14 protein-coding genes are annotated in these 16,158 nt (G+C 63.1%); 10 read left to right on the top strand and 4 right to left on the bottom strand.

Annotated features, from left to right (window positions below; translation table 11 throughout):
* The 3 genes from ABN482_RS05980 to ABN482_RS05970 form a co-directional block, all read left to right on the top strand.
* Positions 1-202, top strand: a 202-nt coding sequence (locus tag ABN482_RS05980) for a hypothetical protein (protein ID WP_349503132.1), incomplete at its 5' end; no start/stop codon positions are given.
* A gap of 121 nt (positions 203-323) precedes the next feature.
* On the top strand, positions 324-2,420 hold the full coding sequence (locus ABN482_RS05975; protein ID WP_349503135.1) for a primosomal protein N': 2,097 nt from the start codon (positions 324-326) through the stop codon (positions 2,418-2,420).
* Positions 2,420-4,510: a UvrD-helicase domain-containing protein gene (locus tag ABN482_RS05970; protein WP_349503131.1), complete on the top strand. Its 2,091-nt coding sequence runs from the start codon at positions 2,420-2,422 to the stop codon at positions 4,508-4,510. The genes ABN482_RS05975 and ABN482_RS05970 overlap by 1 nt, the downstream gene beginning before the upstream one ends.
* 58 nt (positions 4,511-4,568) lie before the next feature.
* Here ABN482_RS05970 and ABN482_RS05965 read toward each other — a convergent pair whose 3' ends face one another.
* From ABN482_RS05965 to ABN482_RS05955, 3 genes are all read right to left on the bottom strand, one after another.
* Positions 4,569-4,868 carry a hypothetical protein gene (locus ABN482_RS05965; protein ID WP_349503130.1) on the bottom strand — a complete coding sequence of 100 codons (300 nt, stop codon included), beginning with the start codon at positions 4,866-4,868 and terminating at the stop codon, positions 4,569-4,571.
* A 218-nt stretch (positions 4,869-5,086) separates the two neighbouring features.
* The gene (locus ABN482_RS05960) at positions 5,087-5,998 is read right to left on the bottom strand and encodes an NAD(P)H-hydrate dehydratase (protein ID WP_349503129.1); all 912 of its coding nucleotides are present in this window, start codon (positions 5,996-5,998) and stop codon (positions 5,087-5,089) included.
* Between the two features lie 56 nt (positions 5,999-6,054).
* Entirely contained in the window at positions 6,055-6,567 is a 513-nt protein-coding gene (locus tag ABN482_RS05955) for a c-type cytochrome (protein ID WP_349503128.1), read from the bottom strand.
* Positions 6,568-6,787: 220 nt separating this feature from the next.
* Between ABN482_RS05955 and purT the strand changes: the two genes are divergently transcribed.
* The 3 genes from purT (at position 6,788) to ABN482_RS05940 (ending at position 9,198) form a co-directional block, all read left to right on the top strand.
* On the top strand, positions 6,788-8,005 hold the full coding sequence (gene purT, locus ABN482_RS05950) for a formate-dependent phosphoribosylglycinamide formyltransferase (protein WP_349503127.1): 1,218 nt from the start codon (positions 6,788-6,790) through the stop codon (positions 8,003-8,005).
* Positions 8,006-8,160: 155 nt separating this feature from the next.
* Positions 8,161-8,718, top strand: coding sequence for an adenine phosphoribosyltransferase (locus ABN482_RS05945; protein WP_109061186.1), 558 nt, complete (start codon positions 8,161-8,163; stop codon positions 8,716-8,718).
* Positions 8,719-8,799: 81 nt separating this feature from the next.
* Positions 8,800-9,198, top strand: a complete 399-nt coding sequence (locus tag ABN482_RS05940) for a hypothetical protein (RefSeq protein WP_349503126.1) — start codon at positions 8,800-8,802, stop codon at positions 9,196-9,198.
* Between the two features lie 60 nt (positions 9,199-9,258).
* Here ABN482_RS05940 and ilvA read toward each other — a convergent pair whose 3' ends face one another.
* On the bottom strand, positions 9,259-10,767 hold the full coding sequence (ilvA, locus tag ABN482_RS05935) for a threonine ammonia-lyase, biosynthetic (protein WP_349503125.1): 1,509 nt from the start codon (positions 10,765-10,767) through the stop codon (positions 9,259-9,261).
* A 172-nt stretch (positions 10,768-10,939) separates the two neighbouring features.
* Here ilvA and ABN482_RS05930 point away from each other — a divergent pair, with 172 nt between their 5' ends.
* From ABN482_RS05930 to ABN482_RS05915, 4 genes are read left to right on the top strand one after another with little or no spacing between them, the layout of a single operon-like run.
* Complete coding sequence (locus ABN482_RS05930; RefSeq protein WP_349503124.1) at positions 10,940-12,628, top strand: ABC transporter substrate-binding protein; 1,689 nt, start codon at positions 10,940-10,942, stop codon at positions 12,626-12,628.
* Positions 12,629-12,650: 22 nt separating this feature from the next.
* Positions 12,651-13,613, top strand: coding sequence for an ABC transporter permease (locus tag ABN482_RS05925; protein WP_349503123.1), 963 nt, complete (start codon positions 12,651-12,653; stop codon positions 13,611-13,613).
* 19 nt (positions 13,614-13,632) lie between these two features.
* Positions 13,633-14,526, top strand: coding sequence for an ABC transporter permease (locus ABN482_RS05920; protein ID WP_349503122.1), 894 nt, complete (start codon positions 13,633-13,635; stop codon positions 14,524-14,526).
* Positions 14,523-16,154, top strand: coding sequence for a dipeptide ABC transporter ATP-binding protein (locus ABN482_RS05915; protein WP_349503121.1), 1,632 nt, complete (start codon positions 14,523-14,525; stop codon positions 16,152-16,154). Before ABN482_RS05920 ends, ABN482_RS05915 begins: the two co-directional genes overlap by 4 nt.
* The last annotated feature ends 4 nt before the right edge of the window (positions 16,155-16,158 follow it).

Genomic DNA, 16,158 nt, shown 5'->3' with positions numbered 1-16,158 from the left:
ACAAACAAGCCTCGAACCCGAGGGGCCGATCAATGTCGAGTTCGATATTTTTATCGAGCTTGAATATATTTATTTATTCAATCGTAGCCTGCTTCGCCATCGAAGCGTTGTATTGACAACGCAGAATAAAAAGTCCACAACTTTATCCACGAAGTTATCCACAGGCTGTGTGTATCGTATGATAGTGGCTGGACGACAATGACTTGCCGACCCTTTCAAGAAATCACTTTAACTGGCCTCGGGGTATGACGGAAGCGAAGCACGTCGATGTTGTGCCTGCCACAGCGACGTCCGAAGAAGGTATCTCGCCCGAGCCCTGCTGGGTGCGGGTCGCGCTCGACGTGCCGCTGATGGGGGTGTTCGATTACCGATCTGCCGTACCTGTGCCTGTCGGCGTGCGTGTGGCCGTGCCTTTTGGCCGGCGGGTACTGATCGGGCTGGTCGTGGCGCAACCGGAGCGGCCCGATCTCGATCCTGGCCAGATCCGTGATGTCGAGACCATCCTGGATGACGTGCCGCCCATGTCGGCCGCCTGGATGCGCATGGTCGCGTTTGGGGCACAGTATTACCAGCGTCCCCTGGGTGAAGTGGCCTTGCCGGCCTTGCCGGGCAGCCTGCGCAAACTGACGTCCTATCATGGCAAGCGCAGCGGTGCCGGGCCGGTTGCCCGGCTGGATGCCCGTCAGGCACGGGCAAGGGCGAAACGCAGCAAGGCGGCGGGCGAGGCAGGCAGCGAATGCACTGTCGCTGCTGTCGAGCCTGAGGCGTCGTCCGATACCGTGCTCAACGAGGCCCAGAACAAGGCGGTCCAGGCCATCCTGTCGGGTCAGGGCTATCGCACGGCGTTGCTGCATGGTGTGACGGGTAGCGGCAAGACCGAGGTCTATCTGCATGTCGCACGCCAGATACTGGCTGCAGGTCGGCAGGTGCTGATGCTGGTGCCCGAGATCAACCTGACGCCGCAGTTCGAGCAGGCGCTGCGCCGGCGCTTCGAACCATTGGTCGGCCCGGAGGGGATCGCTGTCATGCACAGCGGCCTCTCTGAAGGTGAACGCCTGCAGGCTTGGCTGGCAGCCCAGCGAGGACAGGCGCGGCTGGTGCTGGGGACGCGGCTGGCGATTTTTGCGCCTTTGCAGGATCTGGGGCTGATCGTTGTCGATGAAGAACACGATGCATCCTACAAACAGCAGGATGGGTTGCGCTATTCTGCCCGCGATCTGGCGGTCTGGCGCGGTCATGATCTGGGCATTCCAGTGGTGCTGGGGTCGGCAACGCCCGCGCTCGAAACCTGGGATCATGCGCGGCGCGGTCGCTATCTTTATCTGAGCCTGCCCGAGCGTGCCCGTATCGGCGAACTGCCGACCATCCGGCTGGTCGATACCCGGCGGCTGGCTTTGCAGCATGGTCTGTCCCCACACCTGATCAATGCCATGCGCGAGCGGCTGGCCCGCCAGGAACAGGTGCTGGTCTTTCTCAATCGGCGTGGCTATGCGCCTGCGCTGCACTGTCATTCCTGCGGCTGGGTGGGCAATTGCCCGCGCTGTACGGCGTATATGGTCATGCATCGTGATGCCCGTGCCGGCCGCTATGTCATGCAGTGCCATCATTGCGGCTGGCGCCAGCCGGTGCCGCGCGCCTGCCCGGATTGCAAGGACCAGGATCTGCAGCCCATGGGGCGCGGTACCCAGCGGCTCGAGGAACATCTGGCCGAGATTTTCCCAGGGGCCCGCGTGTTGCGCATCGATGCTGACAGCACCCGCCGCAAAGGTAGCGCCGAAGCCCTGTTCGGGCAGGTGCATGCCGGCGAGGTGGATATCCTGATCGGCACTCAGATGGTGGCCAAGGGGCATGACTTTGCCCGGCTCGGGCTGGTTGGTGTGCTCAATGCCGATTCGATGCTGTTTTCGCATGACTTCCGGGCCCCGGAGCGTTTGTTTGCCCAGCTCATGCAGGTCGCCGGGCGTGCTGGCCGACACCTGGGCGGTGCCGAGGTGCTGGTACAGACGGGTTATCCCGAACAGCCGGTATATCAGGCCCTGCTGCGCCATGACTATGACGGTTTTGCCGATCATGCCCTGGCCGAACGCAAGACGGCGAGCCTGCCGCCGTATTCGTATCAGGCATTGCTCAGTGCCGAGGCGCGGGAGCTGGCGCAGGCGCTGGCTTTCCTGTCGCAGGCGCGGGAACTGGCGCAGAATCAGGTTCGGGCGCAGCCGGGTGCGGCCGCCGTCACCCTGTATGATCCGGTACCATTGCGGATTGTCCGCATTGCCCATGTCGAGCGTGCGCAACTGCTGCTCGAGAGCGCCAGCAGGCAGGCCCTGCAGCGCCTGCTCCAGGTCTGGCTGCCCGGCTTGCCTGCACTGGCGCAGACGCTGCGCGTGCGCTGGCAGATCGAGATCGATCCGTTGGAGATTTGATGACCACCGCCGAGATATTCACTGCTGGACTCAACCCCATGCAGAAGGAGGCCGTGCTGTACCTTAACGGCCCCTGCCTGGTGCTGGCCGGCGCGGGCAGTGGCAAGACTCGGGTCATTACACAGAAGATCGCCTATCTGTTGCAGGTCTGCGGCTATCCGGCGCGGGGCGTGCTGGCACTGACTTTCACCAACAAGGCTGCGCGCGAGATGGCGCATCGGATCCAGTCCCTGCTCGGCAAGGGGCCGACCAAGGGGTTGACGCTCAGTACCTTTCATTCGCTGGGCGTGCGCATGTTGCGCGAGGAGGCTGAACTGCTGGGTCTCAAGCGCGAGTTTTCGATTCTCGATGCCGAGGATGCGCTGGGTATCATCCAGGACATGCTGGCCACGACCGACAAGGGGCGGCTGCGTGGTGCTGCGCACACGATTTCCCTCTGGAAGAATGCCCTGATGGGGCCGGATGAGGCCGAACGTGCCGCACAGACGCCGACCGAACTGGATGCCGCGCGCGTCTACCGCAGCTACGAGGCAACGCTCAAGGCCTATCAGGCTGTCGATTTCGATGACCTGGTCAAGCTGCCGGCGCAATTGCTGGAGCAGAACGAAGAGGCGCGGCTGCGCTGGCAGCATCGCATCCGCTATCTGCTGGTCGATGAGTACCAGGATACCAATGCCTGCCAGTACCGGCTGGTGCAGTTGCTGACCGGTGAGCGCGCCATGTTCACGGCCGTGGGCGATGATGATCAGGCCATCTATGCCTGGCGCGGAGCCACCATGGAAAACCTGGCCAGGCTGACGACCGACTATACCGGCATCAAGGTGATCAAGCTTGAGCAGAATTACCGGTCGGTACAGCGCATCCTGCAGGCGGCCAACAATGTGATCACCCGCAATCCCAAGCTGTTCGAGAAACAGCTCTGGTCGGATTTGGGCGTGGGCGAACCGATTACCGTCAAGCCCATGGACAACGAGGAGGCGGAGGCCGAATCGGTCGGCATGCAGATTTCTGCCGGTCGTTTCGAGCGGCAGGCCGAGTGGCGCGATTTTGCCATCCTGTATCGCAGCAACCACCAGGCCCGCATTCTGGAGCAGGCACTGCGCAGTCTTAATATTCCGTACAGTCTCTCGGGCGGACAGAGCTTTTTTGACAAGGCCGAGATCCGCGACATTCTTTCCTACCTGAGACTGATCGCAAACGACAACGACGATCCAGCCTTCATCCGTGCCGTGACCACGCCCAAGCGGGGCATCGGGCGCCAGACGTTGCTGGCGCTGGGCGAGTATGCCGTCAGCAAGAAACTGTCGCTGTTCATGGCCATTTTCGAGCCTGACATCGGTGAACACATACCGGAGCGCCAGTTGCAATCGCTGCTCACCTTCGGTCGCTTCATCCAGAATATGCAAAAACGCGCAGGCCGCAGGGCCGGGCAGCCACGCGATGCCGAGCGGCAGGCCCAGACAGAGCCGGCCGGACTGCTGCTCGATGAGCTGTTGCGCGCCATCAACTATGAGCACTATCTCTATGACATGTTCGAGGAAAAACCGGCCGAGACACGCTGGCTGAACGTACTCGAACTGGTGTCCTGGCTCAAGCGCAAGGCCGAAGAAGATGGTATGAGCCTGTACGAACTGGTCCAGCACATTGCGCTGATCAGTATGCTGGAGCGTGGCGAGGAAGAAGAACCCAACGCCGTCAAACTGTCCACGTTGCATGCTTCCAAAGGGCTGGAGTATCCGCATGTTTATCTGGTCGGCGTGGAGGAAGGCTTGCTGCCGCATCAGGGGCGTGATGACGAAGAGGGTGATCCGGAGCGGGCTGAGGAGTCCCTGTCGACCCGGATTCAGGAAGAGCGCCGGCTGATGTATGTCGGGATCACCCGTGCGCAGCGTTCGTTGCACCTGAGCTGGTGCCGGCGTCGACGCCGTGCGCGCGAGGATCTGGTGCGTGAGCCATCCCGTTTCATCGAGGAAATGGGACTTGAGGGCACAGCGCCCCAGCAGGCGGATGAGCATGCGGCCCTCAGCCCGCGCGAGCGCCTGGGCATGCTCAAGGCATTGCTGGACGGCAAAAACAAAACGGCCCGCTGATTGCGGGCCGTTATCATCCATCACACATTTGTGCGGTCATTGAACCGCATGCGGCTGCTTACCAGCAGTAGCCGCGGGTCGAAATGTTGCCGTTGCGGGCATGGGCTTCGTCCATGGCGCGATTGACTTCGTCCAGGAAGGCGAAGAATGCAATGACGCCGCGCTTGATGGCGCTCCCGACCTTTTTCAGGTCATCGACCAGATTGATGCCGACAGGACGGGAATAGACCTGGTTCATCAGGCGGCGCTCCAGCGAGTCGGACAGACGCAGGCTGGCGTCGTAGGAGGCACCATTCATGGCGCTCATGCGGAACGGGTTGAGGGCGGAGATATCGGGGACAATCGTAGCGGCGTTCATGGTGGTGGTCCTTGCTTTGGTGTGCTTATGCTGTACTAGGGTTTTCCCTAATTATAGGGTAAACCCTAGGCTGTGATCAACAAATGCGCAGGAACCTTATGCCTGTGTGGCATAAGCACCATTTCTGGCGGGTTTGTGATGTGTTTCCGCCACAAAGGTACTTAAAAGAGCGGCTGGCAGGCGTATCTCCCCGGATCTTGCGTGCCAGAAGAGGCAGGCTAGGCGGGCCGGCGGTTGAGCAGCGTGCGGGCCGCCAGGATGACTTCGCTGGCAGTCATGCCCTTGGGGCCCGTGCCGTGCGCCACCAGGTAGTCGGCTGCTGCACCATGCAGCCAGACTGCACCTGGAATGGCCTGCTCGGGTGGTATGCCCTGGGCCAGGAAACTGCCGATCATGCCGGCCAGCACATCGCCGGTGCCGCCGCTGGCCAGACCCGGATTGCCGCTGCCGTTTTGCCACAGGCGGCCATCGGGCGCGCAAACGAGGGTGCCGGCCCCCTTGAGGACGGCCCAGCAGTCATATCGCTGTGCAAGATGCATTACGGCACGGGGGCGGTCGGCCTGTATTCCGGCGATATCGGTATCCAGCAGGGTCGCCGCCTCGCCAGGGTGCGGTGTCAGTACCCTGGGTGCACCTGCCTGGGTCAGGCATGATCGCCAGAATGGCCGATGCGCCGGCTCGGCCAGCCAGCGCAGGCCGTCCGCATCCAGCACGATGGGCTGCATCGGCTGTGAACCCAGAAGCTGGTGCAGCAGCCGTTCGGCCATATCGCTGCGGCCCAGGCCACAGCCTGCTGTCCAGGCAGAAATATCCAGGGAGCCGGCCGCCTCCAGTAGCGCATCGGCGGCATGAAGCATCAACTCAGGATGCTGCGGATCGCAGGGCAGAGGTGAGGCGGCCTGGCAGAATCCGGCAAAGACCTTGCCGGTGCCCATGAACAATGCAGCACGTGCCGCCAGCAGCACGGCACCGCTCATGCCTGCTGCGCCACCCAGCACAGCCAGCGAACCGTGACTGCCCTTGTGCGACAGGGCAGCGCGTGGCGCGAACAGGGCGGGAAAAAGAGACAGCCCGTCCTGTACAGGAACGGGCTGGCGGGCAGAGGCGATGAGTGCGGGCAAGGATGACATGGCGGGCTCCCTGGTTGGACCGATGGGCACCCGCACTTGCCGCTACTGCATGCGTATTATTCGGCGGCTGCCTCGGGCGCAGCAGGTTCCTCGAAGGAGGCCCCGCTATTGTTGGCAATATAAACCACGGCGCGGGCGACTTCGTAGTCGCTCAGTGTCGGGTTGCCACCCTTGGCCGGCATGGCGTTCTTGCCATGCAGCGCCACATTCAGCATCTCTTCGAAGCCGGTGGCGATGAATGGCTGCCAGGCATCGGCGTTGCCGAAGATCGGCGCACCCGAGACGCCTGCAGCATGACAGGACGAACAGGTGCTCTTGTAGACTTCTTCACCGGTCTTCAGGACACGTTCGGATTCGGTCGGTACCAGTGCGAGACGGGCCACCGGCGCGATCCGGCTTTCTACCGCTTCAGGGTTGTAGGCGTCGCCCGAAGAGGCCGGCGGCGCAATGACGTTGATGGCGAGGAACACAGCCACCACGCCGACAATGAGCAATGCGGTAACGGTAAAGATCTGCTTGGGCGTTTTGATGAAGCCGCCGTCTTCTGTCTGATCGGGAGTGGTGCTCATGTGAAAACCTTGATTGTCAGGGTCATGCCGGACTGAATCGGCGTAGCAGACGATTATAACTTTGTTATAAGTAGGGTTAAAGGCCGCATGGTGCAGTCAGGTGTGCATTTCGCCTGTGCTTGCCTGAATCGGACGGGCTGTGGCATGCTTGCGACCTGCATGATTGACGCTTTTGACGCTTGCGGTCGCCGCATTTTCTTCTCTTTTCCATCTATTTGTTATGACATTGATCAAACTGGACAGTCCGGTCCTGGGTACGCCCCTGTCGTCTTCGGCTACGCGGGTCATGTTGCTGGGGGCGGGGGAACTGGGCAAGGAAGTCATCATCGCCTTGCAGCGCCTGGGCGTCGAAGTCATTGCGGTGGATCGTTACGCGGATGCCCCTGGCCATCAGGTGGCACACCGTGCGCATGTCGTCTCCATGACGGATCGCGAAGCCCTGCGCCATATCATCGAGCAGGAGCACCCCGATGTGGTCGTGCCTGAAATCGAAGCCATCGCCACCGACCTGCTGGTCGAGCTGGAACAGGCCGGCCAGGTGCGTGTGACACCGACTGCGCGCGCGGCACAACTGACCATGAATCGTGAAGGCATCCGTCGCCTGGCCGCCGAAACCCTGGGCCTGCCCACGTCGCCATACCGGTTTGTCGATACGCTCGACGAACTGTATCAGGCGGTAGCTGAGATCGGCCTGCCCTGCGTGATCAAGCCGGTCATGTCTTCCTCGGGCAAGGGCCAGTCCGTACTGCGCGCCGACAGCGACATCGAATCAGCCTGGCGTTATGCCCAGGAGGGCGGGCGTGTGGGTGCCGGCCGGGCCATCGTCGAGGGATTCATTGATTTCGACTACGAGATTACCTTGTTGACCGTGCGTGCGCGCAACGCTGCAGGCGAGATCGAAACCCGTTTCTGTGCGCCGATCGGTCACCGTCAGGTTGATGGTGACTATGTCGAGAGCTGGCAGCCGCATCCCATGTCGCCGGTGGCGCTGGCGCAGGCGCGCCGGGTCGCTGCCGCCGTGACTGACGAGTTGGGTGGACTGGGTATCTTCGGCGTGGAGCTGTTCGTGGCGGGGGATCAGGTCTGGTTCTCGGAAGTCAGCCCGCGCCCGCACGATACCGGCATGGTGACACTGGCGACGCAGGTGCAGAACGAGTTCGAGCTGCATGCCCGCGCCCTGCTTGGGCTGCCGGTCGATACCGCGCTGCGCCAGCCGGGAGCCAGCAGCGTTATCTATGGCGGTGTCGAGGCCTGCGGTGTACGCTTCTCGGGGGTGGCCGAGGCGCTGGCCGAACCGGGCGTGGATATTCGCCTGTTCGGCAAGCCCGAGTCTTTTGTGAAGCGTCGCATGGGTGTGGCGCTGGCCACGGCCGAGACCATCGAGCAGGCGCGTGACAAGGCCCAGGCCGCCAGCGGCAAGGTCAGTGTCAGTGCCTGATCGCCTGGGCTGGTGTGTCGGTGAGCCACGGGCCTGTCACACGCCAGCCGGGTGGTGCCCGTAAGATAGCCCTGTATTTTCCGTACCCTTATACAATCGACGCCGACTGCCCTGCCGGGCAGGGCGACCGACGACTCCTGCCAGGACAGCACGCCATGCATGATACCGATACTTCCGACCTGATCCGGCGCACGATCCGCAGCGTACCGGACTGGCCCCAGCCCGGCGTGACCTTTCGGGACATCACGCCGGTGCTGCAGGACCCGCACACCTTCCGTCGCCTGATCGATGTCTTCGTCTACCGCTACATGCGCCAGCGGCTGGATCTGGTGGCCTGTGTGGATGCACGTGGCTTCATCATCGGCAGCGCGCTGGCCTATGAACTCAACCTGGGCTTCGTGCCGGTGCGCAAGCGCGGCAAGCTGCCGTTCGATACCGTTTCCGAAGAGTTCGTGCTGGAATACGGCAGCGCCACGGTCGAGATGCATACGGATTCCGTCCGGCCCGGTCAGCGCGTGTTGCTGGTCGATGACCTGATCGCCACGGGGGGCACCATGACGGCGGCCATCAAGCTGTTGCAGCGCCTTGGCGCCAACGTGCTGGAGGCTGCCGCGATCATCGACCTGCCCGAACTGGGCGGTTCCAAACTGATCCGCGATACGGGCACCCCGCTGTTTACGATCTGCCAGTTCCTGGAATCCGAGCGGGGCTGACGGCAGACGTACTGCAGGCTGATTGCCGGGAGGCGGCAATCGGCTGTACAGCGGTAGGTCTCATTAAAGAGCGGGCTGCAATTGAAGAAGCGATCTCTCTGTTTTGTGATGCTATGGATGCTGGGCGCGGGCCATGCGTACGCGTCCTGCGCGAGTGCCGATGCCTGTGAAAGTGATGCGGTGCTGGCACCTCATGCCGAAGCCGTGATCTACGGGCCGTTTTCGTCGTCGGACGCGCGCGTGCTCTATACCTTCATTTTCAGGGATTTCTCGGTATCTCGGCAAAATGTGATCAGACACGTCATCGAGTCTTGGGATGGCCATGCCTGGATTGCGGAATCCGACAGCATGAGCGAAGGTTCCCATGTCGTGACGCGCAATGTTGTCTCCGAGGGCAAGGCGAAATACCGCTATCGCATTCTGAACGAGGGTACTGAAAGCATAGAACGCTGGACCCTTTCAAGGCGTGTAACGCCTTGAAAGGCCGCTTCGTGCGGGCTGATCGGGATGCCGGCAGGTAGGCTCGCCTGCCCCACCGGCTTACAGGAACAGCTTGTAGGCCGGGTTGTCGCTTTCGTTCCAGAATGGATAGCCCAGCGTGGACAGGAACTCCTTGAAGACCTTCTTGTCCGACGGCGGTACCTGGATGCCGACCAGGATGCGGCCGAAATCGGCCCCCTGGTTGCGGTAGTGGAACAGGCTGATGTTCCAGTCGGGATGCATGGCTTCCAGGAAGCGCACCAGCGCGCCCGGGCGCTCTGGAAACTCGAAACGGTACAGTAGCTCGTCCTGCGCCAGCGGCGAGTGCCCGCCCACCATGTAGCGCAGGTGGGTCTTGGCCATTTCGTCCTGCGTCAGGTCCAGCGTCTCGAAGCCGTGCTTGCGGAAATTGTTGGCAATCTTCTCGGCTTCGGCGTGCGAGCTGATCTGCACGCCCACGAAGACGTGGGCACGTTGCGCATCGGAAATGCGATAGTTGAATTCGGTAACGTTGCGGGTGCCGACCAGCTTGCAGAAGCGCAGGAAGCTGCCGCGCTGCTCGGGCAGGCTGACGGCAAACAGGGCTTCGCGTGCCTCGCCCACCTCGGCGCGATCGGCCACCACGCGCAGGCGGTCGAAGTTCATGTTGGCACCGCTGGTGATCGCCACCAGCGTTTTACCCTTGAGCCTGTGCTCGGCGGCATAGCGCTTGGCCCCGGCGACAGCCAGGGCCCCGGCCGGTTCGACCACGTGGCGCGTGTCCTGAAACACATCCTTGATGGCGGCGCACAGGGCGTCGGTATCGACCGTCACGAAATCATCGACGTACTGGCGTACCAGGCGAAAGGTTTCACTGCCGACCTGCTTGACGGCCGTACCATCTGAAAACAGCCCGACATCGTTGAGGGTGATGCGACGGCCTGCCTTGACGCTGCGCAGCATGGCGTCGGAGTCCTGAGTGTGAACGCCGATGACCTTGATTTCGGGGCGCAGTGCCTTGACGTAGGCGGCGATGCCGGAGATCAGGCCGCCGCCGCCGATGGGGACGAAGATGGCGTCGATGGGGCCGGTATGCTGGCGCAGGATCTCCATGGCGATAGTGCCCTGACCGGCAATCACCTCGGGATCGTCAAATGGATGGACGAAGGTCAGCTTGTGTTTTTTCTGCAGTTCCAGCGCATGCTGGTAGGCATCGGAATAGCTTTCACCGGCCAGTTCGACCTCGCCGCCCAGTCGTCGCACGGCATCGATCTTGACCCTGGGCGTGGTGGTCGGCATGACGATCACGGCGCGACAGCCCAGCTTCTGCGCCGACAGCGCCACGCCCTGGGCATGGTTGCCGGCCGAGGCTGCCAGCACACCGCGCTTGCGCTCGGCGGGCGTGAGCTGCGCCATCTTGTTGTAGGCACCGCGCAACTTGAAGCTGAAAACCGGCTGGGTATCCTCACGCTTGAACAGAATGTCGTTGCCGATTCGCTGAGAGAGCTGCGGGGCAGGTTGCAGGGGCGTTTCGACGGCGACATCGTAGACCTTGGCGGTCAGTATGCGTTTCAGATAATCGGTGGGCATGATCGACAGAATAAAAAAATTGCGCGTCCGCCACCCGGCTGGACGTCGCATGTTCCAAATACTATATCAGCTATGCAGGCCTGACCGGCGGGGAGGCGCGCCCCTTGCACTACAATCCGGCCATCGAGACAGTTACACGGCCCGCACTGGGGCCGAGCAGGAGGACGCAGGCATGCAGAGGGATACCCTGGTCGAGGGGCAGGTTGCAGCACCACGGACGGTCGTGGCAATAGCGCACGGTCGCAGGTGCCCTGCCTGGCTGTCCGGGCGTCGTCTGGCTGGCCTGGCGGCTGCCTGCATGCTGGCGCTGGGGCTGGATGCAGCGGAACCGGTCCGGGCCGCCGATGCGCCCAATGAGCTGCGCGTGATCGCCCACTCGAACATCACCATGCTGGATCCGATCTGGACCACCGCCTACCTGACCCGCAATTTCGGCTACATGGTCTACGACACGCTGTTCGGCACCGATGCCGAAGGGCGCATCCAGCCGCAGATGGTGCAGGACTGGACCGTGTCCGCTGACGGCTTGACCTGGACGTTCACGCTGCGCGAAGGGCTGAAATTCCATGATGGCGAACCCGTCACCAGTGCCGATGTGATCATGTCGCTGCGTCGCTGGGCCAGCCGCGATACGCTGGGCGGGCTGCTGGAGCAATCGCTGGATCATTACGATATTCTCGATGATCGCACTTTCCAACTGGTACTGGCGCAGCCTTTCGGCATGGTGCTGGAGGCGCTGGGCAAGCCTTCTTCCAACGTGCCGTTCATCATGCCCGAGCGGGTGGCGCGCACGCCGGGTGATCAGCAGATCCGGGAGGCCATCGGTTCCGGCCCTTATCGATTCGTCGAGAGCGAGTTCCGCCCTGGCGAAAGCGTGCTGTTCGTCCGCAACGAAGATTATGTGCCGCGCGATGAGCCGCCTTCGGGTACGGCCGGTGGCAAGCAGGTCTATGTGGACCAGGTCAGGTGGCTGATCATCCGCGATCCGCAGACCCAGCTCAATGCCCTGCTCAATGGCGAGGCGGATATCCTCGAACAGCCGGCTTTCGAGCAGTACCCCGTCCTGGCGGCAGATCCCGATATCGAGATCGTCAATGCGCAACCGGCTGGACTGCAGTATTCGATGCGTTTCAATTTCAAGCACCCGCCTTTCGACAATCCGGAGATCCGGCGTGCCGCCATGCTGGCATTGGGCCAGGAGCAGTTTCTCAAGACCCAGGTCGGGATTGCCGATTACTACCGGTTCTGCACCAGCATGTTCCCCTGCGGTACGCCGTTTGCCAGCGAGCAGACCGGTGGCTATACGGGGCGGGCTGATCCGGCAGCAGCACGGGCCCTGCTGGAGAAGGCTGGCTACCAGGGGGAACCGGTCGTCCTGTTGCAGCCGACGGATCTTTCGCATATCAACAAGTTGCCGCTGGTCGCGCGCCAGCAACTTGAGCGGGCCGGTTTCAAGGTCGATCTGCAGTCGATGGACTGGCAGACCCTGGTGTCGCGCCGGGCTCGCCAGGACGCGCCTGCCCAGGGAGGCTGGAACCTGTTCCTGACGGCCTGGGTGGCCGAGGATATTCTCAATCCCCTGACCATGGCGATGATGAATGCCCGGGGCGACCAGGGCTGGTTCGGCTGGCAGGATGATCCTGAGCTTGAGCGTATCAAACGGGAGTTTGCCCGCGCCACGACTGATGCAGACAAGAAGCAATGGGCCGAGCGTGCCCAGTTGCGGGCGTTCGAGACAGCCAGCCATGTGCCGCTGGGCCAGTACATCGTGCCGCCTGCCGTGCGCAAGGGGGTGACGGGTATCGTGCCTGCGGGAGCCCAGGTGTACTGGAATATCCGCAAGGATCCACAGGGCGAATGAGCATGCCGGTGGAGTGGTCCCGATGAGGCAGGATGGGTTGGCAGGCGCGCTTGCATTCCTGGCCAAGCGTGTGTTGGCCATGCTGCCAGTGCTGCTGGTGGTGGCCGTGGCCGTGTTCATGATCGTGCGCCTGGCACCGGGCGATCCGGCAGCCGTCATTGGTGGCAATGGGGCCACGGCAGAGGACCTGGCACGTATCCGTGAAGGACTGGGTCTGGATCTGCCGATTCTGGTCCAGTTCCTGCAATGGGGCGGTGCTGTGCTGGGGGGCGATCTGGGGCATTCTTTTTTCATGAACCGGCCCGTGTCGGTATTGATCCTGCAGCGGCTGGAGCCGACCCTGGCCTTGACGGTCGGCACGCTGTTGCTGAGCGTGCTGGTGGCCGTGCCGCTGGGGGCGCTGGCCGCCTGGCGCGGCGGCTGGCTGGATCGTGGCCTGATGGCCTTTTCGGTAACTGGATTTTCAATACCCGTATTCGTGCTGGGCTATGTCCTGATCTACCTGCTGGCATTGCAGTTGCACTGGCTGCCTGCGCTGGGCTACCGGCGCATGGAGGGGGGCATTGGTGCCTGGCTGCGCCATCTGATCCTGCCGTGCCTGACGCTGTCCGTGGCGTATGTGGCGTTGCTGGCGCGGGTGACGCGGGTGGCGGTCAGCGAGGCGCTGGCCGAGGATTTCGTGCGCACGGCGCGTGCCAAGGGGGCGTCGGCCATGCGGGTGCTCTGTGGGCATGCCTTGCGCAATGCGGCCGTGCCCATCCTGACGGTCATCGGCGTGAGTGCTGCGATGCTGCTGGGGGGCGTGGTGGTGACCGAGACGATTTTCGCCATTCCCGGCCTGGGGCTGCTGACGGTCGATGCCGTGCTCAACCGCGATTTTCCGGTCCTGCAGGGGCTGGTGCTGTGCTTCGCGGCCGGTTATGTCCTGCTCAACCTGCTGGTGGACATCGGCTATATGCTGCTTGATCCGCGCATTCGCTATTGAAACCATGGCTGGAGAATACATGTCTGGCATGCCGCTGCTGCGCGCCATCTGGCGCGAGGGATCTGCCCGCGTCGGGCTGGTCCTGCTGTTGACGCTGCTGCTGATTGCGCTGGCTGCATCGTGGCTGGGCACCATCGATCCTGCAACCATGGATGCCAACTATATTTCGGTGGCTGCAGGCACGACGGGCCTGGTGCAACTGCCGGATGGCCGCGAGGTGATGCATACCTTCCTGATGGGCAGCGATACCTGGGGGAGGGATATATGGAGCCGGACGGTATACGGTACGAGGGTATCGCTGCTGGTTGGTGCCGGGGTGGCTGCGCTGGCTCTGGCTCTGGGCGGCGTGCTGGGCATGGCAGCGGGTTATGTGCGGCGGCTGGATGGGTTGCTGATGCGGTTCATGGATGGCCTGATGGCCATCCCGCCGGTGCTGTTCGCGATTGCCCTGGTGGCTGCCCTGGGGGCCAGCCTGAACACTGTGATCGTGGCCATTGCCGTACCCGAGATTCCACGCGTGGCGCGACTGACCCGGGCAATGACACTGCGCCTGCGGGGTGAGCCCTATGTCGAGGCGGCGCAGGTGCTGGGCACCTCGGCACCGCTGATCCTGAGCCGGCATATTCTGCCCAACGCGTGGGCCACCTTGCTGGTGCAGGGCACCTTCGTGGCGGCTTCGGCGGTGATGACCGAGGCGATCCTGGGCTTTCTGGGGCTGGGTCTGCCTGCCGACATTCCGACATGGGGCAGTATCATGGCCGATGGCCGGGTCGTCTTCATGCAGCATCCCGGCAATGTCCTGTTTCCCGCATTGTTCCTGGTGCCTGCGGTGCTGGGGATCAATCTGCTGGGTGATGGCCTGCGCGATGCGTTGAACCCCCAGGCAGGCGTGCGCAGCCTGGAACGATCATGAGCCTGGCCCTGAAAATCGATCACCTGAGCCTGCGCCTGCCGTTGCAGGGTGACAGGCCCTATGCCATCGAGAGGCTGAGTCTGTCGATCCCGGCAGGCGGCACATTGTGCGTGGCAGGCGAGTCCGGGTCGGGCAAGTCGGCCCTCGCCCTGGCTGTCATGGGGTTGCTGCCGCCGGGGATACGTCCCGAACAGGGATCGATCGATGTGGCGGGCCATACCGTGCTCGCCGCTGGGCGCTATGCCGCCGAGCGACAACTGCGCCAGTGGCGTGGCGCGCGCATGGCCATGGTGTTCCAGGAGCCGATGACAGCCCTCAACCCCCTGATGACCTGCGGGCGTCAGGTCGATGAGGCGCTGCGGCTGCATGGCCGGTTGTCGTGCGCGGCCCGTCGGGCTCGTATCCTGGAAGTGTTCGATGCCGTGCAGCTTGATGCGCCCGAGCGGATTTTCCGGAGCTACCCCCATCAGCTATCGGGCGGCCAGCGCCAGCGCGTGGTGCTGTCCATGGCAATGATCCTGCGGCCGGCGCTGCTGATCTGCGACGAGCCAACGACGGCGCTGGATGTCACGACGCAGGCCGAGATCCTGACGCTGATCTCTCGATTGCAGCAGGAGCAGGGGACGACGGTACTGCTGATTACCCATGATCTGGGTGTGGCGGCCAGGATGGGTGGAGACCTGCTGGTCATGCATGAAGGGCAGGTCGTCGAGCAGGGGGCGGTGGCTGATGTGCTGGTGCGGCCCGAGCACCCCTATACCCGGCGGCTGCTGGCTGCCGTACCCTCCATGGTGCCACCGGACAGCCGGGTCGAACCCGAGACACCGGTGATGCTGGCAGGACGCGGCGTGCGCAAGCGCTATCGTCATGGCAGCCTCTGGCGGCAGACCGAGCAGGAGGTGCTGCGCAGCGTCGATCTGTCCGTGCGCGCGGGAGAAATCGTGGGCGTGGTCGGTGAGTCCGGTTCCGGCAAGTCCACCCTGGCTCGCTGTCTGGTGCGCCTGGAAATGCCGGATGCCGGCAAGATCGAATGGCAGGGTTGGCCTGTTGAAAACTTGCCGGAACGACAGTTGCGTGATGTCCGGCATCTGGTGCAGATCATTTCCCAGGACCCCGGCCGCAGCCTCAATCCGCGTCGCCGGATCGGTGATACCCTGGCCGAGGGCGCGCTCAACCGTGGCATGCCAGTGGCCGAGGCGCAACGTTTGGCAAGGGGGCTGCTGGAGCAGGCGCAGTTGCCGCCCGATGCCCTGAATCGCTATCCGCATCAGTTTTCGGGCGGACAGCGGCAACGCCTCGCGATTGCGCGGGCGCTGGCCTGTCAGCCCAGGGTGCTGATCGCCGACGAGGCCGTGTCGGCACTGGATGTCACGACGCAGGCACATATCGTGGCTTTGCTGCGTGACTTACAATCGCGGCTCGGCCTGGGGATCGTGTTCATCACGCATGATCTGCGCGTGGCGGCCCAGCTCTGTGATCGCGTCCTGGTGCTGCGGCGCGGCAGGGTGGTCGAGCAGGGACGCACGGCCGAGGTATTCGGCCAGCCGCGGCATGAATATACCCGCAGCCTGCTGGCGGCAGCGCCTGTGCTGCCGATGCCGGCACTCGATCCTGAATTTCAAACCTGAGCCG

Source organism: Corticimicrobacter sp. (assembly GCF_040137905.1).
Classification (GTDB): domain Bacteria; phylum Pseudomonadota; class Gammaproteobacteria; order Burkholderiales; family Burkholderiaceae_B; genus Corticimicrobacter.
The sequence above is the reverse complement of the archived record's forward strand: the minus strand, read 5'-3'. Positions and strand labels throughout refer to the sequence as shown.